At 63.3% G+C, this 19,147-nt stretch carries 18 protein-coding genes; 5 read left to right on the forward strand and 13 right to left on the reverse strand.

What is annotated here, in order from left to right; all coding sequences use genetic code 11:
• Nucleotides 1-5 precede the first annotated feature (5 nt).
• Together grxC and ACFMBG_RS00545 are read right to left on the reverse strand one after the other, a co-directional pair.
• Entirely contained in the window at nt 6-263 is a 258-nt protein-coding gene (grxC, locus tag ACFMBG_RS00540; RefSeq protein WP_421052787.1) for a glutaredoxin 3, read from the reverse strand.
• Between the two features lie 82 nt (nt 264-345).
• Nucleotides 346-1,074, reverse strand: coding sequence for a double zinc ribbon domain-containing protein (locus tag ACFMBG_RS00545; protein ID WP_421052788.1), 729 nt, complete (start codon nt 1,072-1,074; stop codon nt 346-348).
• A gap of 13 nt (nt 1,075-1,087) precedes the next feature.
• On the opposite strand from ACFMBG_RS00545, the gene ACFMBG_RS00550 reads away from it, so the two are divergent.
• From ACFMBG_RS00550 to ACFMBG_RS00560, 3 genes are all read left to right on the forward strand, one after another.
• Nucleotides 1,088-1,909 (forward strand): methyltransferase domain-containing protein, encoded by an 822-nt coding sequence (locus ACFMBG_RS00550; protein ID WP_421052789.1) that lies wholly within the window; start codon nt 1,088-1,090, stop codon nt 1,907-1,909.
• 105 nt (nt 1,910-2,014) lie between these two features.
• On the forward strand, nt 2,015-3,076 hold the full coding sequence (gene hemH / locus ACFMBG_RS00555; protein WP_421052790.1) for a ferrochelatase: 1,062 nt from the start codon (nt 2,015-2,017) through the stop codon (nt 3,074-3,076).
• A 71-nt stretch (nt 3,077-3,147) separates the two neighbouring features.
• The gene (locus tag ACFMBG_RS00560; protein ID WP_421052791.1) at nt 3,148-6,156 is read left to right on the forward strand and encodes an aminotransferase class III-fold pyridoxal phosphate-dependent enzyme; all 3,009 of its coding nucleotides are present in this window, start codon (nt 3,148-3,150) and stop codon (nt 6,154-6,156) included.
• Between the two features lie 79 nt (nt 6,157-6,235).
• Here ACFMBG_RS00560 and ACFMBG_RS00565 read toward each other — a convergent pair whose 3' ends face one another.
• Entirely contained in the window at nt 6,236-6,418 is a 183-nt protein-coding gene (locus ACFMBG_RS00565; protein WP_008557026.1) for a hypothetical protein, read from the reverse strand.
• Between the two features lie 138 nt (nt 6,419-6,556).
• Nucleotides 6,557-7,174, reverse strand: a complete 618-nt coding sequence (locus ACFMBG_RS00570) for a L,D-transpeptidase (protein WP_421052792.1) — start codon at nt 7,172-7,174, stop codon at nt 6,557-6,559.
• Between the two features lie 170 nt (nt 7,175-7,344).
• On the opposite strand from ACFMBG_RS00570, the gene dalA reads away from it, so the two are divergent.
• Entirely contained in the window at nt 7,345-7,827 is a 483-nt protein-coding gene (dalA, locus tag ACFMBG_RS00575; protein WP_421052793.1) for a divisome-associated lipoprotein DalA, read from the forward strand.
• A 104-nt stretch (nt 7,828-7,931) separates the two neighbouring features.
• On the opposite strand, the gene ACFMBG_RS00580 is transcribed toward dalA, so the two are convergent.
• The 8 genes from ACFMBG_RS00580 to hslO all read right to left on the reverse strand — a co-directional run bounded on the left by ACFMBG_RS00580 (nt 7,932) and on the right by hslO (nt 17,270).
• Nucleotides 7,932-8,459, reverse strand: a complete 528-nt coding sequence (locus ACFMBG_RS00580) for a L,D-transpeptidase family protein (RefSeq protein ID WP_421052794.1) — start codon at nt 8,457-8,459, stop codon at nt 7,932-7,934.
• Nucleotides 8,460-8,524: 65 nt separating this feature from the next.
• Nucleotides 8,525-9,316: an ion transporter gene (locus ACFMBG_RS00585; protein ID WP_421052795.1), complete on the reverse strand. Its 792-nt coding sequence runs from the start codon at nt 9,314-9,316 to the stop codon at nt 8,525-8,527.
• 19 nt (nt 9,317-9,335) lie between these two features.
• Nucleotides 9,336-10,583: a class I SAM-dependent RNA methyltransferase gene (locus ACFMBG_RS00590; RefSeq protein ID WP_421052796.1), complete on the reverse strand. Its 1,248-nt coding sequence runs from the start codon at nt 10,581-10,583 to the stop codon at nt 9,336-9,338.
• Between the two features lie 54 nt (nt 10,584-10,637).
• On the reverse strand, nt 10,638-12,482 hold the full coding sequence (locus ACFMBG_RS00595; RefSeq protein WP_421052797.1) for an ABC transporter ATP-binding protein: 1,845 nt from the start codon (nt 12,480-12,482) through the stop codon (nt 10,638-10,640).
• Complete coding sequence (locus tag ACFMBG_RS00600; RefSeq protein ID WP_421052798.1) at nt 12,479-14,317, reverse strand: ABC transporter ATP-binding protein; 1,839 nt, start codon at nt 14,315-14,317, stop codon at nt 12,479-12,481. Before ACFMBG_RS00600 ends, ACFMBG_RS00595 begins: the two co-directional genes overlap by 4 nt.
• A 214-nt stretch (nt 14,318-14,531) precedes the next feature.
• Nucleotides 14,532-15,683 (reverse strand): CCA tRNA nucleotidyltransferase, encoded by a 1,152-nt coding sequence (locus ACFMBG_RS00605; RefSeq protein WP_421052799.1) that lies wholly within the window; start codon nt 15,681-15,683, stop codon nt 14,532-14,534.
• Entirely contained in the window at nt 15,683-16,309 is a 627-nt protein-coding gene (locus ACFMBG_RS00610) for a CoA pyrophosphatase (protein ID WP_421052800.1), read from the reverse strand. The genes ACFMBG_RS00605 and ACFMBG_RS00610 overlap by 1 nt, the downstream gene beginning before the upstream one ends.
• Nucleotides 16,284-17,270: an Hsp33 family molecular chaperone HslO gene (gene hslO / locus ACFMBG_RS00615; protein WP_421052801.1), complete on the reverse strand. Its 987-nt coding sequence runs from the start codon at nt 17,268-17,270 to the stop codon at nt 16,284-16,286. The genes ACFMBG_RS00610 and hslO overlap by 26 nt, the downstream gene beginning before the upstream one ends.
• 77 nt (nt 17,271-17,347) lie before the next feature.
• On the opposite strand from hslO, the gene ACFMBG_RS00620 reads away from it, so the two are divergent.
• Nucleotides 17,348-17,791 carry an NUDIX hydrolase gene (locus ACFMBG_RS00620; RefSeq protein ID WP_421052802.1) on the forward strand — a complete coding sequence of 148 codons (444 nt, stop codon included), beginning with the start codon at nt 17,348-17,350 and terminating at the stop codon, nt 17,789-17,791.
• A 78-nt stretch (nt 17,792-17,869) separates the two neighbouring features.
• Here the strand turns inward: ACFMBG_RS00620 and ACFMBG_RS00625 are convergent, their stop codons facing one another.
• A complete protein-coding gene (locus ACFMBG_RS00625) occupies nt 17,870-19,123 on the reverse strand; it encodes a PP2C family protein-serine/threonine phosphatase (protein ID WP_421053070.1) in 1,254 nt (417 codons plus the stop codon).
• Between the last annotated feature and the right edge of the window lie 24 nt (nt 19,124-19,147).

A 19,147-nucleotide genomic window follows, 5' to 3' on the forward strand; every position in this document is an offset into this window, starting at 1 on the left:
CGGGCTCAGGCTGCCAGCAGCGGGTCGAGCTTGCCCGCCTGCTCCAGCGCATAAAGGTCGTCGCAGCCGCCTACATGGGTCTCGCCGATGAAGATCTGCGGCACCGTGCGGCCGCCGTTGGCGCGCTGGATCATCTCCGCCTTGCGCTCCGGCTCTTCCAGCACGTTGACTTCCGAAAAAGCCACGCCCTTCTGGTTCAGCAGCCGCTTGGCCGCATGGCAGTAGCCGCACAGAGGCGAGGTGTAGATTTCAACCGTTTTCATTCAGGACCCCATGTTCTGGTTTCGAAGGTTGTGGAGGAATTGGGGATTCATTGCAACAATTGCCAGAGGCCGGCGGACGGGCTCACGCTTGCGTGACCCTGGCCAGCACCGCCACCCGCACCTCGGCCGCTCCCGCCCGCAGGCAGGCATCGGTGCAGGCGCTGAGGGTGGCGCCAGAGGTCATCACGTCATCCACGATCAGCACGTTGCGGCCCTTGATCCTGCCCAGCCGGCCCGGATGCGCCCCGATGGCAGATCCCAGCAGCTGATAGCGCTGGTCCCGCGTCTTGCCCTCCAGCGCGGGCGTCTGCCGGATGCGGCGCAGCAGGTCCGGGCAATGCTCCAGACCCGCTCGTTCCGCCAGCGCGTCTGCCAGCAGGGCCGACTGGTTGTACTTGCGCTTGAGCAACCGGGTCCAATGCAGCGGCACCGGGCAGATCAGCGGTTCATTCTGCAGAAGCGGTTGCGCGGCCCGCTCCAGCCACCCTGCTGCCGTTTGCGCGATCTCTGTCCGGTCGCCGTGTTTCAGCGCCAGCACCAGCCTGCGCCCCTGCCCCTCATAAAGCAGTGCAGACCTCCCCTGGCTCCAGGGCCGCGGATGGCGCAGGCAGCTGTCGCATTCCAGGCGGAAACCGTCCGCCTCCCCCGGCAGCGGGGCGCCGCAGCCCTCGCAGACCGTGCCGCTGATGAAATGCATCCCGGACCAGCAGGTGCCGCACAGGCCAAAGTCACTGCCGACAAGGCCGCCGCAGCCCAGGCATTGGGCCGGGTAGATCAGTGAAACAGCGGTTTGAATCCTGGCCAGCAGCATCTAAATAGCCTCCATGACACAAGCGCCCGCACAACTCTTCGACCGAAACACGTTGGCAGCCCGCCGCGCCCGCCGGCGCGCGGATGCCCTGTTCCTGCACCAGATGGCGCGGGATGAGGCCGAGGATCGCCTGAGCCTGGTTAACAGAACCTTTACAGCGCCCGCAGTGGTCTGCCCTTTCCCGGAGGTCTGGGACGGGTTCCAGCCTGCAGCGAAGGTCGTGGCAGACACCGATGTTCTGGCGCTCGAAGAAGGCGCGCATGATGTGGTGATCCATGCCATGTGCCTGCATTGGGCCAATGATCCGGTCGGGCAGCTGATCCAATGCCGCCGCGCCCTGAAGGAAGATGGGCTGCTGCTGGTCCTCCTGCTCGGCGGCCAGACCCTGCACGAGCTGCGCGCGGCCATGGCCGAGGCAGAGACCGTGGTGATGGGCGGCCTGTCGCCGCGGGTCGCCCCGATGGGAGAGATCCGGGACCTGGGCGGACTGCTGCAGCGGGCCGGTTTTGCGCTGCCGGTGGCCGACCTGGTGCCGCTGACCGCCGAATACCGGGATCTTACCCATCTGGTCCACGACCTGCGCGGCATGGGAGAGACCAATGCCCTTACCCAGCGCCTGAAACGCCCGGCACCGCGCGGCCTGTTCCAGCTGGCCGATCACATCTACCGCGAGCATTTCGCCACGGCTGACGGCCGGCTGCCCGCGACATTTGAGCTGGTCTGCCTCACCGGCTGGTCGCCATCGGACAGCCAGCAGAAACCCCTGCGCCCAGGCTCTGCCCAGATGCGCCTGGCCGATGCACTGAAAGTGCCGGAAACCAAGCTCGACCCCTGATAAGTTTCCGCTATGGCTGCGCCAATGTGATCCAATTGGCCTTCTGCGCGTAAAGACAGTAGTTTGCCGCCAACCATCGAATTCTCAGCCCCACAGGACCTGCCCATGCTGGACGCCGCCCGGACCGCCAAATGCCCTGCCCACGCACCCGCCGATCACCCCAGGATCCCGGCGGAGAAGGTCGGCATCCTGCTGGCCAACCTTGGCACACCGGACGATTACTCCTACTGGCCGATGCGCCGGTATCTGAACGAGTTCCTGTCGGACAAGCGGGTGATCGACTACCCGTCGTGGAAATGGCAGCCGCTGCTGCAGCTGATCATCCTGACCAAACGCCCGTTCTCCTCCGGCGCGGCCTACAAATCGATCTGGAACCACGACAAGGGCGAAAGCCCGCTGATGACCATCACCAAGGACCAGACGGCCAAGATGGCTGAGGTGATGAAGGCGCGGTACGGCGATCAGGTGATGGTCGATTTCTGCATGCGCTACGGCAACCCCTCGACCAGGTCCAAGGTGCGGGAGATGGTAGCGGCCGGCTGCCAGAAGATCCTGTTTGTGCCGCTTTACCCGCAATATGCCGGCGCGACCTCCGGCACCGCCAACGACCAGTTCTTCCGCGCCCTGATGGAAGAAGCCTGGCAGCCCGCCGCGCGCACAATCGAGCCCTATTTCGACCAGCCTGCCTATATCGACGCCTTGGCGCGGTCAGTGGAAGACGCCTATGCCAAGGCAGAGAAGCGCCCGGATATCCTGGTAGTGTCCTACCACGGAATGCCGCAACGGTATCTGATGCAGGGCGATCCCTATCATTGCCAGTGCCAGAAAACGACGCGCCTGCTGAAGGAGCGGCTGGGCTGGGACGACACCCGGATCACCTCGACCTTCCAGTCGGTGTTCGGGCCCGAGGAATGGCTGAAACCCTACACCGTGGACCACGTCGCGACGCTCGCCAAGGAGGGCAAGAAGAACATCGCGGTGATTGCGCCGGCCTTCTCTGCCGACTGCATCGAGACACTGGAAGAGATCAACGAGGAAATCCGCGAAAGCTTTGAGCACGCGGGTGGCGAGGACTTCCTCTATATCCCCTGCCTTAACGATGATGATGACCATATCGCCGCACTGGCCGGGGTTATCGAGCAGAACCTGAAAGGCTGGCTGGACTAAACCGCCGTCCCGGTCCAAATAGGATCCAATATTGGATCGCCGGGCACGCCGGCAGACCGGGGAGAGTTTGGATGACGCTTGCGCATTGGGCCGCCGCCCTTGAGGAACATTGGGGTATCAAGGCGGAATTGAGCCGCCTCGATGGGGAGTACGACCTGAACTTCCTGGCCCGGGACGCAGATGGCCAAGGCTATATCCTCAAGGCGATGCGCCCCGGCTGCGAAACCTGGCTGGTCGACATGCAGGTGAAGGCGTTTGAGCACATCGCCGCGCGCCAGCCGGAGCTGCCGTGCCCGCGGGTGATTGCCTCTGCTGGCGGTCAGTCTCTGCTGACACTCCCGGATGAGGAGGGACAGGACCGGCTGGTCTGGCTGCTGAACCAGTTGCCCGGGCGCTGCTATGCCAAGGCCGAGCCGAAAAGCGATGCGCTGATCCATGAGGTTGGACAGGTTCTGGGCGGGTCGGCCAAGGCACTGGCCGATTTCCGGCATGATGGGCTGGAGCGCGATTTCAAATGGGACCTGATGCGCGCGGGCTGGATCAGGGACCAACTGTCCTGCATCAGCGACCCTGCGCGCCGTGCGATCCTTGAAGAGACTTGTGCAGATTTCGCCAAGTTAGAGCCTGTTCTGGCAGAGCTGCCCAAGCAGGCCATCCACAATGACGCCAATGACTATAACATCATGGTGGCGGGAGAACTGGGCGAGCCGCGCAGAGTCTCGGGCCTCATCGACCTGGGCGACATGTGCGCCGCACCGCGGGTCTGCGACCTGGCGATTGCCGCGGCCTATATCGTTCTGGACCATCCGGCACCGGAGGCCGCTCTTGCGGCTTTGGTAGCCGGCTACCATGATGCCTATCCGCTGACCCCGGCGGAAGTGGACATGGTCTGGCCGCTGCTGCGCGCGCGGCTGGCCGTCAGCGTGGTGAACTCCATCCTGATGGCGGCAGACAACCCCGATGATCCCTATGTCACCATCTCGCAAGCCCCGGCCTGGCGGTTCCTGGAAGGCAATACGCTGCATGGCGGGCTGCTGACGGCCCGGCTGCGCGCGGCGTGCGGCCTGCCGGTGGTGGACGGCGCCGAACGGGTGATGGCCTGGCTGGAGCAGGAACGCGGCAACTTCGCCCCGCTGATGGGCCAGGACCTGGCGGACGCGCCCTTGGGGTCCCTGTCGGTGGAGCATTCCATCTGGCCCCAGAACCCCTTTAACATGCCGCTGGAGGAAGCCGCCCGGGTCGGCGAGGAGTTCGAGGACAATGGCCGTATCTGGCTCGGCTACTATCACGAGCCACGGCTGATCTACACGGATGCCGCTTTCCGCAAGGGTCCGTGGAAAGCCAGCAACAGGCGAACTGTGCATCTGGCTGTGGACGCCTTTGCCCCGGCGGACACACCGATGTTTGCCCCCCTGGGCGGCGAGGTCTTTGTGGCCGAATACCGGGACGGCCATCTGGATTATGGCGGGGTGATCATCCTGCGGCATGAGACGCCGGAGGGTGATCCGTTCTTTACGCTCTATGGCCATCTGGACCCGGAATTCCTCGACCGGCTGAAGCCCGGCGGCATCGTTGAGAAAGGCGAGGAATTCTGCCGCTTGGGCGATCCCGGCCAGAACGGCGGCTGGGCGCCGCATGTGCATTTCCAGCTGGCGCTGACCACCGAAGGGATCGAGGCCGACTGGCCCGGTGTTGGCGATCCGGACGAGATGTACCTGTGGCGCGCGCTCTGCCCGAACCCGGCGGCGCTGCTGAACCTGCCGGATGCCAAGGTCCGCTTTCACCCGACCAGCAAGGACGACGTGCTTGCGGGCCGCCGCGCCCATTTCGGCGGTAACCTGAGCCTCACCTACAAGGACCCGGTGATGCTGGTGCGCGGCTGGAAACATCACCTGTTCGACGAATGGGGGCGGCCCTATCTGGATGCCTATAACAACGTCCCTCACGTCGGCCACGCCCACCCGCGCATCCAGGCGGTCGCTGCGGATCAGCTGAAGCGGATGAACTCGAACACCCGGTACCTGCATCCGGCGCAAACCGCGTTTGCGGATAAGGTGCTGTCAAAACTGCCCGACCACTTCGAGGTCTGCTTTTTCGTGAATTCCGGCACCGAGGCCAATGAACTGGCCCTCCGCCTGGCCCGCGCCCATACCGGCGCCAAGGGCATGGTGACGCCCGATCACGGCTACCACGGCAACACCACCGGCGCGATTGATATCTCTGCCTACAAGTTCAACAAGCCAGGCGGTGCTGGCCAGGCGGATTGGGTGGAACTGGTGGAAGTCGCCGATGACTACCGCGGCTCATACCGCCGCGGCGACGCGGACCGGGCACAGAAGTTCGCAAACCTCGTCGGCCCGGCAATTGCCCGACTGCAGGAGAAGGGCCACGGCCTCGCCGGCTTCATCGCTGAAACCTTCCCGTCTGTGGGCGGCCAGATCATCCCGCCCAAGGGATATCTGCCTGCGGTCTATGAAAAGATCCGCGCTGCAGGCGGAGTCTGCATCGCCGATGAAGTGCAAACCGGCCTCGGCCGCCTGGGAGACTTTTACTTCGGTTTCGAACACCAGGGCGCGCTGCCGGACATCGTGGTGATGGGCAAGCCAATCGGCAACGGCCACCCGCTGGGTGTGCTGGTCACCACCAAGGCAATTGCCGAGAGTTTTGACAACGGGATCGAATTTTTTTCAACCTTCGGCGGCTCGACGCTCTCCTGCCGGATCGGCAAGGAGGTGCTGGATATCGTCGATGATGAAGGTCTGCAGGAGAACGCCCGGGCGATCGGCGCGCAGCTGATCACGGGTCTGAAAGCGCTGGAGCAGAAATACGCCTGTGTCGGCGATATCCGCGGAATAGGGCTGTTTCTGGGAGTGGAGCTGATCAACCCCGATGGCTCGGAGGCCACGGAAATCTGCTCATACGTCAAGAACCGGATGCGCGATCACCGGATCCTGATCGGCAGCGAAGGCCCCAAGGACAATATCCTGAAAATCCGCCCGCCCCTGACGATAGACACAGAGGATGCGGACATGATCATCAATGTCCTGGACGGCGTCCTGCGGGAGGTGGAGGCGGTTTGACCGCCCTTGCCGCAGCGGCGCGCAGGCAACAAAAAAGGCGGTGGAAAACCACCGCCCTTTCCGTAACTGTGTCGCAAACTTAGTTCGCTGCAACAGCTGCGCCAACCAGGACCAGCAGCAGCAGCGGCAGCAGGATGCCGCTGGAAGAGCCTTGTGCTTCTTCGACGATGACCGGCGGTTCAACAACCGGCTCGGACAGGTTGCCAGCAGTGGCGGTCGAAGCAGCAGCGGTCAGCGCAGCAGCGATAACGAGTTTTTTCATGTTAACCTCCAGAATTTGCACGGAACAAATTTAGAATCCGTGCACCCAAGACATACCTCGTATTTTTTTCTAACCAGCAAAAAAGCGGGATTGCAATTGCTTGTTATAGTTAACAGCCTAGCGCCCGTTCCCGTGGCGTCAAATTAGCAACACCTGTGTGCCAACTTTTGCCAGGCTGAACAATTCGGCGATATGCTCGTTGTAAAGCCCGATGCAGCCGTTGGAGGATTTGCGCCCGATCTTGCGTGTATCATGGGTTCCGTGGATGCGGTAATACTTCCAGCTGAGGTACAGCGCATGGGTGCCCAGCGGGTTGTCCGGGCCCGGCGGGACGAAAGCGGGCCATTCCGGGTTGCGTTTGCGCATGTTCGGCGTCGGCGACCAGCTCGGCCCCTCCACCTTGCGCACCACCTTGGTGCGGCCGCGGCGGGTCAGATCGTCAGATAGCGGCACAGAGGAGGGGAACAGCTTGTAAGTGCTTTCATTTTCGGACCAATAATGCAGCGCCCGGCTGTCAATATCGACGAGGATCGCCCCGTTGCGCAGATTATCGAAGTAAGGCGTCCAGGTTTTGGCCCGGAAAGCGGAGATATTCCGCTGAACCGCCGGCTCCGGCTCTGGCGGCGGCCGCAGCGGGTCGTATGCCTGCTGAGTATTTCCGGTGTCTTCCTGCGCCAGGGCGGAAGAGGAAATCAGGGCAGCGCTGCCGGCGAGAAAGTGCCGTCTGCTGATGTTGTTAAATGGGATTCGGGACATGACTCATTCCAACTTGCGCAATCGGGATCCTGGGTTGCGGCAGTTTATGGCCGGAAAGCCGCAGTCGCAAACCAATCCGGCGCCCAAGTCTGCATATTTCTGCCGCCCCGTTTGCACCCGGGCCACAGGAAGGATAAGTGCAGAGGCAACTGACGGAGCATGAGAGAAATATGAAGCGTGTTTTTCTGCTTTTGGCTGCTGCCCTTCTGACCGCAGCGGCAGCCTGTACGCCCGCAACGGACTCCGGCAACGGCTACCGCATCCGCAATGCGGACAAGGTCCAGATCCGGATGCTCGATTCTGTCAATGCGCTGCGCCAGGCCTCAGGCGCGCAACCGGTTCAGCTGAACGCTGAGCTGACCGCCGCCGCCGCGACGCATTCGCGCGATATGTCGGTTCAGAACCGGCCCTGGCATTTCGGCTCCGACGGCTCCTCGCCGCTCGACCGCGTCATGCGTGCGGGCTACACCGGCACGCTGCTGGGCGAGAATATCTCGGAAACCTACGAGAATGAGCAGCAGACGCTGACCGCCTGGCTGGAACGGCCCGCAACCCGCGCTGTGATTCTGGACCCGAAGGCCGCGAATATGGGCTTTTCCTGGTTCCAGGAGCCGAACGGCAAAATCTGGTGGACGCTGGTGATGGGCAGCTGAACCGGCGCGCCGTGCGTCAGCACGGCGCCACGCCCAAGGCTGCCAAGAAGTGCCGGCCCCGTCGGCGCATCTGCAGGCGCGGGAGCCCGCCGCCTGCTTGAGGATCAGGGCCGCAAGGCGATGGCAGTCCCGTCCTGCACCATGGCATAGATCTCTTCGATCTCATCGTTTGACACCGCGATACAGCCCGCGGTCCAGTCGCTGACCCGCTCCGCGCGCTTGCGCTCCTTGGGGTTGTTGGGCTGCCCGTGGATAAAGATCTCGCCGCCGGGCTGCTTGCCCGCCGCCTGCGCCTTGGCCCGGTCCTGCACATTCGGATAGGAAATGCCAACCGACAGGTGGTAGCGGCTGTTGGGGTTGCGGCGGTCGATCACATAGGTGCCTTCGGGAGTCTTCCCGTCGCCCTCGAACTGCTTGTGCCCCAGCGGCGCAAAGCCCAGGTCGACGTCATATTCCCGCAGGATCTCTTCGTTGTGCAGCAGATACAGCTTGCGCGCACCCTTGTTGATCACAATCGACGTAACCTTGGGTCCTTCATAGAACTGGAACCTGCTCACTGCGCCGCCAGGCCTGCTGCAGCCTGCCAGTGCAAGGCTTGCGGCAGCACCGAAACCGAATGCCCTTCTGTTCATTATTGAGCCTGTATTTCTTATTTGCCTCTAACCAGCCCATACCGCGAAACCGGCATTAAGGAAATTCACATTTTCCTGTCTTGTCCCGAGAGGCCGGAAATCTTCTGCTCGATGGCCTCCAGCCGGCTCAGCACTTCGTCCCGGTAGGCATCGGTGCGCTCGCCTTCTTCTTCGTGGTGGGCATCCTGCATCGAATTCACGATCAGGCCGACCAGCAGGTTTACCACCGCAAAGGTGGTGACCATGATAAAGGGCACGAAGAAGGCCCAGGCGTGGGGATGCACTTCCATCACCGGCCGCACGATGCCCATCGACCAGCTTTCCAGCGTCATGATCTGGAACAGAGAATAGGCGCTGCGGCCCAGATCGCCGAACCATTCCGGAAAGTCCTGGCCGAACAGTTTGGTGGAGATCACCGCGCCGATGTAGAAGATGATTGCCATCAGCAGGAAGACCGAGCCCATGCCGGGCAGCGCGGTGATGAAGCCTTCAACCACGCGGCGCAGCCGCGGCGCCACCGAGATCACCCGCAGAACCCTCAGGATGCGCAGCGCCCGCAGCACCGACAGCCCCTGGGCACCCGGTGCCAGGGCGACACCGACAATCACGAAATCAAACACGCTCCAGCCGCTCAGGAAAAACCGCAGCCGCCGGACATAGAGCTTGGCCAGGATCTCCACCACGAAGATCGACAGGCAGATATTGTCGATCAGATGGATCAGCCCGCCGGCCTTGGCCATGACTGCTGGCGACGTCTCCAGGCCCAGGGTCACCGCGTTGACCAGGATGACGGCGATGATGAACCGGCCGAAAAGGTCACTGTCCAGAATCGCCGCCAGGCGTTGGTTTGGTGTCATCGCTTGGGTATCCGTCATTTCAGTCTTTCAGTGTAAACCGCGCAACCAGTTCGGTATGCGCTGACCAGCGGAACTGGTCAACGGCCTGGACCCAGTCAAGGCAATAGCCCGCCGCAACCAGTGTTTTTGCATCGCGGGCAAAGCTCACCGGGTTGCAGGAGACATAGGCGATCACCGGTGTGCGGGCCTTGGCCAGCTGCGCAACCTGCGCTTCGGCACCGGCCCGGGGCGGGTCGATCACCGCCGCATCAAAGGCGGCGCCAAAGGGGTTCAGATCTTCGGGCAGCAGCGGGTTGCGGAACAGGTCGCGGGCTTCGGTGGTGACCTTCTTCAGCCCCTTGGCCTTGCGCCAGCCGGCATCCAGCGCCGCCACCATGCCGCGCTCGCCTTCCACCGCGTGCACCTCCGCGGTCTGCGCCAAAGGCAGCGCAAAGGTGCCGCAGCCGGCAAACAGATCGACGATCCGCTTGGCGCCCTTGGTGATTTCCAGCACACCGGCCAAGAGGGCTGCCTCGCCCTCCCGCGTGGCCTGCAGAAAGGCGCCGGGCGGCGGGCAGACCAAAGCCGGGCCAAAGGGTTGAACCGGCGGCTGCTCCATCGCGACCGGCTCGTCGTCCCAGGTCAGCCGGGCAATCCGGTGTTTCTCGGCCAGCTGCGCCAGCTCGATCCGCAACGGGCCGTCCAGCGGCTTGCCGTTCTTGACCAGCATGTCGAGGCCGGCTTCCGACGTGGTGACCGTCACCGCCAGCGGCGTCTTGCGGCTGGCTCCGGCCAGGGCCAGCGCTTCCGCCACCGGAATGGCCGCCATCAGGGCGGGTTCCAGAAGCTGGCAATCAGGAATCTCTGTGATCACGTCCGACGCCTGGCCGTGAAACCCGGCCATGGCGCCCTTCTTGGTGCGCCGCACTGCCAGCGTTGCGCGGCGGCGGGACCGGGCCGGCGAGGTGTGGATGGGGCGGAATTCCGTCTCCAGCCCCTGCGCGCTCAGGGCATTGCGCACCACCTCCGTCTTCCACTCCGCCACAAAGCTGTCGCTGGCGTGCTGCAGCTGGCAGCCGCCGCAGGATTTGTAGTGGCGGCAGGGCGGCTGCACCCGGTGTTCCGAAGGCGTCTCGATCCGGATGCCGGTCAAGCGGCTGCCCTCGGCAACGCCGCTGACAATTTCGCCCGGCAGGGTGCGCGGAGCAAACAGGGGGCCATCGGCCACGCCATCGCCCTGATGGCCCAGCCGGCTGATCGTTGCTGTGGTTCTGGCTGCGTCAGTCATGGCGGCTCAATAGCGCGGCACAGGGACCAGCAAAAGCAAAATGCGCCAGTCAGGTTATTCAGCCGCCGCCTGCTCCTCGTCTGTGCAGATGAAACCGCCGGACTGTCGCGCCCAGAACTGGGCGTAGAGGCCACCCCTGGCCAGCAATTCGTCGTGGCTGCCGCTTTCGGCAACGCGGCCTTTCTCCATCACGATGATCCGGTCCATCTCGCTGAGCGTCGACAGCCGGTGAGCGATGGCCAGAACCGTCTTGCCTTCCATCACCCGGTGCAGCGCCGCCTGGATCGCGGCCTCAACCTCGGAGTCCAGTGCCGAGGTGGCTTCGTCCAGCACCAGAATGGGCGCGTCCTTGAGAATCGCGCGCGCCAGAGCAATCCGCTGCCGCTGCCCGCCGGACAGTTTCACCCCGCGCTCGCCCAGAAAGGCATCATATCCGGTGCGGCCCTGCCCGTCCTCCAGCTCGGAGATGAACTCATGCGCCTCAGCCTTCTGTGCCGCCGCGATCAGCTCTTCCTCAGAGGCATCCGGCCGCCCGTAGAGAATGTTCTCCCGCGCCGAGCGGTTGAACATTGCGGTTTCCTGGGTGACCATGCCGATCTGGCTGCGCAGAGAGTTCTGAGTGACAGTGGCAATATCCTGACCGTCGATCAGAATCCGGCCATTCTCCCCGTCATAAAGCCTGAGCAGCAGCGACACGAGCGTGGACTTCCCCGCCCCCGAGGCCCCGACGATACCCAGCTTCTCGCCTGGATGAATGGTCAGGTCGATCCCCTGCACCCCGCCGACATCGCGGCCATAGGCAAACTCCACCTGGTCAAAGACGATCTCGCCTTCGCTGACCTGCAGCGGTTTGGCATCCGGCTTGTCCTCGACCCTGTCACGGACCGACAGGGTCTTCATGCCATTCTCGATCTCACCCACATTGGAATAGATCGCCATCAGCGTGAAGCTCACCCAGCCAGTCATCTGGGCAATCCGGATCGAGACCGCGCCGGCCGCCACGATATCGCCTTCGGTCGCCGTGCCCGACTGCCACAGAAACAGCGTCGCGCCGATCAGCAGCACCGGCAGGACACCCGCGAGGCACATGAGGCAAAAGCGGAAGCTGGCGGAGAGGTAGCCGAAATGCAGTGACTTTTTCCGGAATTCGACCATCGCATCCTGGGCGGTGCGCTCCTCGTGGTCGGCATGGGCAAACAGCTTTACCGTCTTGATGTTGGTGATCGAGTCGACCACCTGTCCGGTCACCATCGCCCGCGCCCCGGCCCGCGTGCCGGAGCGTTTGCGGATGCGCGGCAGGAACCAGCGGATCAGCGCGAAATAGGCTATCAGCCAGACCAGAAACACCCCGGTGATGCGCCAGTCAATAGAGCCTAACAAGGCCAAAGAGCCCGCAAGAGACGCCAGCGCAAAGGCCACCACATTGATCATCTCAGTGGTCACGGAGGTGACGGCGGTTGCCGTCTGCATCTGTTTCTGAGCGATCCGGCCGGCAAAATCATCGTCAAAGAACCGCACCGACTGACCCAATGTCCAGCGGTTCAGCCGCGACAGCACCAGCGGGTTCACATTGGGCTGCACCACGATGGCGTTGGAGGCCGCAGACAGACCGAACAGCACCGGGCGCACAAACAGGAAAAAGCCCAGCGCCAATGCGATCACCGCGACATTGCCGGCTGAAAAGAACTGCTCCGGCCCGCTGGCGATGGCGGTGTCGATGACCATGCCCAGGATAAAGGCTGTGCCCGCCTCCATCCCGCCGGCCAGCGCGGAAAAGGCCGCCGCCAGCAGCAGCATCGGCCAGGCGCCGGCCAGACACCAGCGCAGGAAGGCCCCCAGCCGCTGCGGCGGCGGGCCCTCTGCCGGGCGAAAGGCGTCGATCAGGTTGCCTATGTTCATTCTGCTGCCTCGATATTCAGGAAGCCGCCGGACTGGCGTGCCCAAAGCTGTGCATAAAGCCCCTGCGCCTGCAATAGCGCCTCATGCGAGCCTTCTTCAACTATACGGCCCTGATCCATCACCAGGATACGGTCCATCTGCGCAATGGTGGACAGCCGGTGTGCAATGGCGATCACCGTCTTGCCCTGCATCATCCCGTAAAGCGTTTCCTGAATCGCCGCCTCGACCTCGGAGTCCAGCGCCGAGGTGGCCTCGTCCAGCACCAGGATCGGCGCATCTTTCAGGATCACCCGCGCCAACGTGACCCGCTGGCGCTGACCGCCGGACAGTTTCACCCCGCGCTCCCCCACGTGGGCGTCATAACCCTTGCGCCCCTGCGGGTCCTCCAGATCCAGAATGAACTCATGCGCCTGCGCCTGTTTGGCGGCGGCGATCATTTGTTCCTCTGTGGCATCCGGACGTCCATACAGCAGGTTGTCCCCCACGGAACGGTGCATCAGCGCGCTGTCCTGCTGGACCATGCCGATACGGCTGCGCAAGCTGTCCTGCGTTACCGCCCGGATGTCCTGGCCGTCGATCAGGATCTGGCCGCTTTCGGCGTCGTAGAACCGCAAGAGCAGCTTCACCAGGGTCGATTTTCCCGCGCCAGAGCGTCCGATCAGACCGATCTTCTCCCCCGGCTGGATGGTCAGGCTGATCCGGTCGAGTCCGCCGGCCTCGCGCCCGTAGTGGTGCGAGAGGTTGCGCAGTTCGATCTCCCCCTTGGTCAGCTTCAGCGGTTCCGCATTGGCGGCATCCACCAGGTCGATGGGCTGGGCAATGGTCTCCATCCCCTCGGCCACAACCCCCAGCTGGCGGAAAAAGGAGGTCAGCGCCCACATGATCCAGCCGGTCATCGCGTTGAGCCGCAGGGTCAGCGCCGTGGCTGCCGCCACCAGACCCACCGAGGCCGTGCCCTGCATCCACAGCATCACGGCCCAGCCGACCACGCCAACGATCAGCAGCCCGTTCAGCGTAACCAGCGTGGCATCCATGATGGTGAAGATGCGCATCTCTTTTTGGAACGTCTTGCGGGTGTTCTCGATTGCATCGCGGGCATAGGTCAGCTCCCGGTCGTGATGGGCGAACATCTTGACCGAGTGAATGTTGGAATAACTGTCAACCACCCGCCCCGTCACGGTGGAGCGCGCATCAGACGACGCCTGGCTGGCCGGGCCGACCCGCTTGACTGTCCACATCACCAGAAGCGCGTAGAGGACAAACCAGACCGCCAGAGGCAGCATCAGACGCACATCGGCAACCCACAGCAGCACTGCCGCACCCACCAGGTAGGCCAGCGAGAAGGTGATGGCGTCAAACACCTGAAAGACCACCTCGCCCGCAGCGGGCGGGGTTTGCATGATCCGGTTGGCAATCCGGCCGGCAAAATCGTTCTCGAACCAGCCCACCGACTGGCGCAGCACGTGCTTGTGCGCCCGCCAGCGGATCAGGGTGCCATAGTTCGGCAGGATGGCGTTGTTCAACAGCGCGACGTCCAGCAGCTGGATCACCGGACGCAGCAGCAGGATGAACAGGGCTACCAGGATCAGTTCGGTGCCATGCGCCTCCCAGACCTCGGACGGGGTGCCCGACATCAGGTCGACGATGCGGCCCATGTAGTAAATCAGCCCGACCTCAATCCCGGCGACCACCACCGACATCAGCGCAGTCAGGATAAAGACGGTTTTGAACGGCTTGGAATAGTCGCGCAGAAACGGCCACAGCCGCGTCGGAGGCGTGTTGGATTCCGGGTAGGCGCAATAAGGGTCAATGAGGTTTTCAAAAAAGCGAAACATGCGGGTGCTCCAGGCGTTCGAGCAAATCGGAATACAGATGCAGACAGCGGGCGGCCCAAGGCTCCCACGTCAAACGGGGCAAGGTCTCAGGCGTTAGAGAAACCAGATCCCGTAATACATCAGCATTCCTCCGTCATGTGGTGGCTGCCCTATGGGTACGCAAGATTTGCCGTTTTGTCACCCCCAAAGGTTGTGACGCTGCTGACACTCCTTGTCAGCGGAGAGTGTTCAGCAGCTCTTCGCGGCTGAGGGTGAACCCCGACGCGATCCAGTCCGCTTCCAGTTTCTTTACCGCGGCACCCAGTGCCGGCCCTCGCAGATCCGGCAGCAGATCCCGGGATTTCACCGGGAAAACTGCCTCCGCGCCCAGCGCGATTTCAGTCTCTAAATCAGGGAAAAACGGCTGTTCCAGCAGCGCAGCGCGCAACAGCAGTGCATCCAGCGCTTTCTCCGTGCCGAGCCGGTATCCCAGCTCCCCTGCCCCCGCGGTGCCGGTTGCGGCTTCCCGGATTGCTTTCAGATGTGAGGCCTTCGCCTTGCTCAGCCGCAGGGCCTCCTGCAGGCCCTCGCCGCCCAGCGCGGCAAGACGGCGGATGCCGGACGCCGGACGCCCCGCCTCCAGATGAATTAGCGGTGCCAGGGCGCGGTCATCGGCACCAGGCAGAATTTGAGCCAGAACGCCAACCTGCCTCATTGCCGCAACAGACGGCGCAGGATTTGGGGCCGACAGCAGCTTCAGCAACTCTGCCCCGACGCGCTCCTTGGACAGCGAGGCCAGCCCGTCCAGGTTGGCCGCAATCGCCGCCAGCGCGTCCGGATCAAAGCCCTCTGTGTGATCACCGTACCAGGCGTGAAAGCGGAAATAGCGCAAGCTGCGCAGGTAATCCTCCCGGATGCGGTTTTCCGCGGTGCCGATGAACCGCACCCGGCGCTTGGTCAGATCCGCCAGGCCGCCCAGCGGGTCGACCACTTCCCCGTCCGGGCGCGCATAAATCGCGTTCATGGTGAAATCGCGGCGGTGGGCGTCTTCGGCGATATCGGTTGAAAACGCCACCACGGCCCGGCGGCCATCGGTCGCCACATCCTTGCGGAAGGTGGTGATCTCATGCGGGATGCCGTTCTTGACCAGCGTCACGGTGCCGTGGTCGATCCCGGTCGGCACCGCCTTGATCCCGGCGCGGGCGGCCAGCTCCATCACCTGTTCGGGCCGCGCATCAGTGGCGATATCCATATCGGAGACCGGCTCGCACAGCAGTGAATTGCGCACGCAGCCGCCGACAAAGAGCACCTGCGCCCCCTCCGCGGTGACAGCCTCGCATACCGCCTGAGTTGCCTTGTTCTTCAGCCAGGGCTGGTCAATCCGCATCAGCTTTCCATCCGTGCCGCAAAGCCGCGCAGCATCCGCGCGGTGGCGCCCCAAATGTAATAGGGCCCATAGGGTACGGTATAATAGCGCCGGCGGGTACCGCGCCAGCGGCGCGATTCGATAATGTAGTTTTCGGTGTCCAGAACGTGTCTTAGCGGCACGGAAAAGACTTCGGCCACTTCCCCTGCTTCCGGGCGCGCAGCGAACTCTTCCCGGATCAGCGCAACCACAGGAGTCACGGAGAAGCCGGTCACCGTTTCATGCTCCGGCAGGCAGCCGAGGATCTCAGGCAGGTCCTGCGGCAGGCCGATTTCCTCCCAGGCCTCGCGCAGGGCAGCGGCGCAGGCGTCCTTGTCGCCCGCATCCACCTTGCCGCCGGGAAAGGCGATCTGGCCCGGGTGGTGTTTGAGCGCCGAGGACCGTTTTGTCAGGATCAGCCGGGGCGCGCCAGACGCGATGGAGACCGGCACCAGCACGCCGGCATCCCGCAGCTTGCGCCCCTCCGGGAGTACTGTGCCGGGGTTGAGATCGAAGTCGGAGGAGCCGCCGCCCTGAAGCTTCAGCGCGGCGGTGATGGTTCCGATGAGATCCTGCGCGGCCTCACTCACTGGGCGGGTTTTCCGCATCAAACCCCAGCGACGCGGGGTCCAGATCGTAATGCGCGCCGCAGAACTGGCAGTCCGCGGTCACCCGGCCGTCGTCCGTGGTCATCTTCTCAATGTCCTTGGCGGAGTAGATCGACAGGCTTTGGCGCACGCGGTCTTCCGAGCAGGTGCAACCGAAACGCACCGGCTGGAAGTCGTAGACCCGCGGTTGTTCCTCGTGAAACAATCTGACCAGCAGGTCGGCGGGGGTAACCGACGGGCCGATCAGTTCCAGATCTTCCACCGTGTTCAGCAGCATGGTGACCCGGTTCCAGTTCTCTTCTTCGTCCCCCGTCACCAGATCGGAGGCCTGCAGAACGTCGCCCGTCCCTTCTCCTTGGGCCGCGAAGGGCGACGCCTTTGGCATGCTCTGCAGCATCACGCCGCCTGCGCGCCAATGCTCGGGCACGCCGGGTTCGGCCGATTTTCCAAAGCTCAGCTTGAACATGGTGGGCAGCTGTTCGGACTGGGCGAAATAAGCCTCGGCGCAGGCGCTCAGCGAGCCTTGGGCCAGCGGGGTGATGCCCTGGTAAGGCTGGGTACCGTTGCCCTGGTCGATGAGGATCGCGAAATATCCTTCGCCCACCTGCTCGAACGGATCGCCATCGGTCAGGCGGTCGCGGTCAAAGCTGGCATAGGCGCGGATCTGGCCGATCTCGCCCTCTTTCTGCGGCGCGTAATAGTCGGTGGCGATCATCCGCACCGCGCCCTTGGACTGCACCTGCAGCGACAGTTTCCAGCGCAGAGAGATGGTCTGGCCGATGAGCGCCGTCAGCAGCGCCATCTCGGCGACCAGTGCCTCGACCGCCGGTGGGTAGTCGTGCTGTTTCAGGATTCCATCCAGCACGCCGTCCAGCCGCGCCACGCGGCCGCGCATGTCGGATACATCAAGCTGGAAGGGCAGGACGGTGTCGTCCCACGCGATTTTCGAACCAATGGTCATGGGGTTTCCTTACGCGCCGGGGATTGGCATACCGGGGCTATATAGGAGAAATGACACTGGAGTGAAGGGGCCGGCCCGTGATCAGACGTTTTGGCGACACGCCGCAAAAGGGCCAGCACTACCGGGTGCGGCCGGGAGCCTATGCGCTGCTGCCGCGCGACGGCAAGCTGCTGATCACCTGTCAGTATGACCCCCACCCCGACCTGCAGCTGCCGGGCGGCGGCATCGATCCGGGCGAATCACCGATCCCAGCCCTGCACCGCGAAGTATATGAGGAAACCGGCTGGAAGATCTCCGCCCCGCGCAAGCTGGGCGTATTCCGGCGTTTTGCCTATATGCCTGAATACGATTTGTGGGCCGAGAAGCTGTGCCACATCTACATGGCCCGGCCGCTGCGCCGGATTGGCCCGCCGCTGGAGGACGGGCATGAGGCGCTGTGGATGGACCCGCAGGAGGCTTGTATCCGGCTGGGCAACGCCGGCGACCGTCATTTTGCAGCCCGGCTGGCAGCGCGCCTTTGAGGTCTTCCTGAGCCATCAGCAGAAAATAAAATATCCCAGCCGCGGCCGGGACAGGATCAGCCAGCAGATGGTTCTGGTTCAGGGGCCCTGGTATTCGAACAACGTGGCTGAGACGTCATCCTCCAGCCCGTGTTCCTTGCTCATCACCTGGGTCAGGTGCCAGTAAAGATCGTCCAGGAATTCCTTGCCGCTCTGGCCGGATCCGCATTTCTCCACCAGCTCAAGCAGGCCCTCGGGTTCCAGCATGGAACCATCTTCCAGCCGCGCCTCGGTGAACCCGTCGGAGAACAGCAGCAGGCGGTCGCCGCGCTCCATGGTGAATTCTTCCTGACTGTAGCCGATATCCGGCACCAGCCCCACCGGCACGCCGCCCTTGCCGATGAACTCCATCTCGCCGTTCTTGCGCAGTAGCAGCGGATGCGGGTGGCCGGCCTGCACCATCTTGACGGCACCGCTGCGCAGATCGGCAATGCAGTAGGCCATGGTGAAATATTCTTCGATGCCGGTGTCGGCGATCAGCCTTGCATTCAGCAGGCTGGCCACTTCCTCCGGCTGGCGCAAAGCGTAGAAGCGGTTAAACCGTTTTTCCATCCCGACATTCTGATCGAAGTAATTCGACGACAGATAGCCGCCCAGCCGCGCAGTCATCATCGCGGAGGTGATGCCGTGGCCTGACACGTCAATGGAGTAGAATCCGATTCGGTTCACGCCCGGGGAGAACATGCCCACCAGGTCCCCGCCGATATGCCCGCAGGGCTTCAGCAGAAGGCTGACGGTGGAGGATCCAAAATCCTTCGACAGTTCCGGCACCAGCGATTCCTGAATCTTGCGGGCCTGGATCAGGTCCTTGTCGATCGCGTCATACACCCGCTGCAGTTCACCCAGGGTTTCGGACACGATCCGGTTCTTCTCGGACAGCTCCCGCTGCATCCGCAGGATCCGTTCGCCCGCGGAAATGCGCGCACGCAGCTCATCCGAGCTCACCGGCTTGGTCAGGAAGTCATCGGCGCCGGCGTCAAGCCCTTCGGCAACCTCGTTCTTTTCGCTCTTGGATGTCAGCAGGATGAAATAGGCGTAATCCTCGCTGGAGCGGCCCCGGAAGGCACGGCAGAACTCCAGCCCGTTCATACCCGGCATCATCCAGTCGCTGAGGATCAGATCCGGCGTTTCGGCCTGGCAGATCTCCATAGCCGCCTCGCCGCTCTCGGCCTCGACGACCTCAAACCCCCATTTCTTAAGTGAAGCCACAAGGATGCGTCTTTGCAGGCGGCTGTCATCGACAACCAGCACACGGCGTATTGATCCGGCCACTGTGTGGTCCTCGTTGTCCATCGAACTCTCTGGCAGCACCGAAGG

Source organism: Leisingera coralii (genome assembly GCF_049056525.1).
In the GTDB taxonomy this organism is placed as follows: domain Bacteria; phylum Pseudomonadota; class Alphaproteobacteria; order Rhodobacterales; family Rhodobacteraceae; genus Leisingera; species Leisingera coralii.

Coding starts and splice junctions, on each gene's coding strand:
- grxC (WP_421052787.1), bottom strand. CDS start 263: ATGAAAACGGTTGAAATCTACACCTCGCCTCTGTGCGGCTACTGCCAT.
- ACFMBG_RS00545 (WP_421052788.1), bottom strand. CDS start 1,074: ATGCTGCTGGCCAGGATTCAAACCGCTGTTTCACTGATCTACCCGGCC.
- ACFMBG_RS00550 (WP_421052789.1), top strand. CDS start 1,088: ATGACACAAGCGCCCGCACAACTCTTCGACCGAAACACGTTGGCAGCC.
- hemH (WP_421052790.1), top strand. CDS start 2,015: ATGCTGGACGCCGCCCGGACCGCCAAATGCCCTGCCCACGCACCCGCC.
- ACFMBG_RS00560 (WP_421052791.1), top strand. CDS start 3,148: ATGACGCTTGCGCATTGGGCCGCCGCCCTTGAGGAACATTGGGGTATC.
- ACFMBG_RS00565 (WP_008557026.1), bottom strand. CDS start 6,418: ATGAAAAAACTCGTTATCGCTGCTGCGCTGACCGCTGCTGCTTCGACC.
- ACFMBG_RS00570 (WP_421052792.1), bottom strand. CDS start 7,174: ATGTCCCGAATCCCATTTAACAACATCAGCAGACGGCACTTTCTCGCC.
- dalA (WP_421052793.1), top strand. CDS start 7,345: ATGAAGCGTGTTTTTCTGCTTTTGGCTGCTGCCCTTCTGACCGCAGCG.
- ACFMBG_RS00580 (WP_421052794.1), bottom strand. CDS start 8,459: ATGAACAGAAGGGCATTCGGTTTCGGTGCTGCCGCAAGCCTTGCACTG.
- ACFMBG_RS00585 (WP_421052795.1), bottom strand. CDS start 9,316: ATGACACCAAACCAACGCCTGGCGGCGATTCTGGACAGTGACCTTTTC.
- ACFMBG_RS00590 (WP_421052796.1), bottom strand. CDS start 10,583: ATGACTGACGCAGCCAGAACCACAGCAACGATCAGCCGGCTGGGCCAT.
- ACFMBG_RS00595 (WP_421052797.1), bottom strand. CDS start 12,482: ATGAACATAGGCAACCTGATCGACGCCTTTCGCCCGGCAGAGGGCCCG.
- ACFMBG_RS00600 (WP_421052798.1), bottom strand. CDS start 14,317: ATGTTTCGCTTTTTTGAAAACCTCATTGACCCTTATTGCGCCTACCCG.
- ACFMBG_RS00605 (WP_421052799.1), bottom strand. CDS start 15,683: ATGCGGATTGACCAGCCCTGGCTGAAGAACAAGGCAACTCAGGCGGTA.
- ACFMBG_RS00610 (WP_421052800.1), bottom strand. CDS start 16,309: ATGCGGAAAACCCGCCCAGTGAGTGAGGCCGCGCAGGATCTCATCGGA.
- hslO (WP_421052801.1), bottom strand. CDS start 17,270: ATGACCATTGGTTCGAAAATCGCGTGGGACGACACCGTCCTGCCCTTC.
- ACFMBG_RS00625 (WP_421053070.1), bottom strand. CDS start 19,123: ATGGACAACGAGGACCACACAGTGGCCGGATCAATACGCCGTGTGCTG.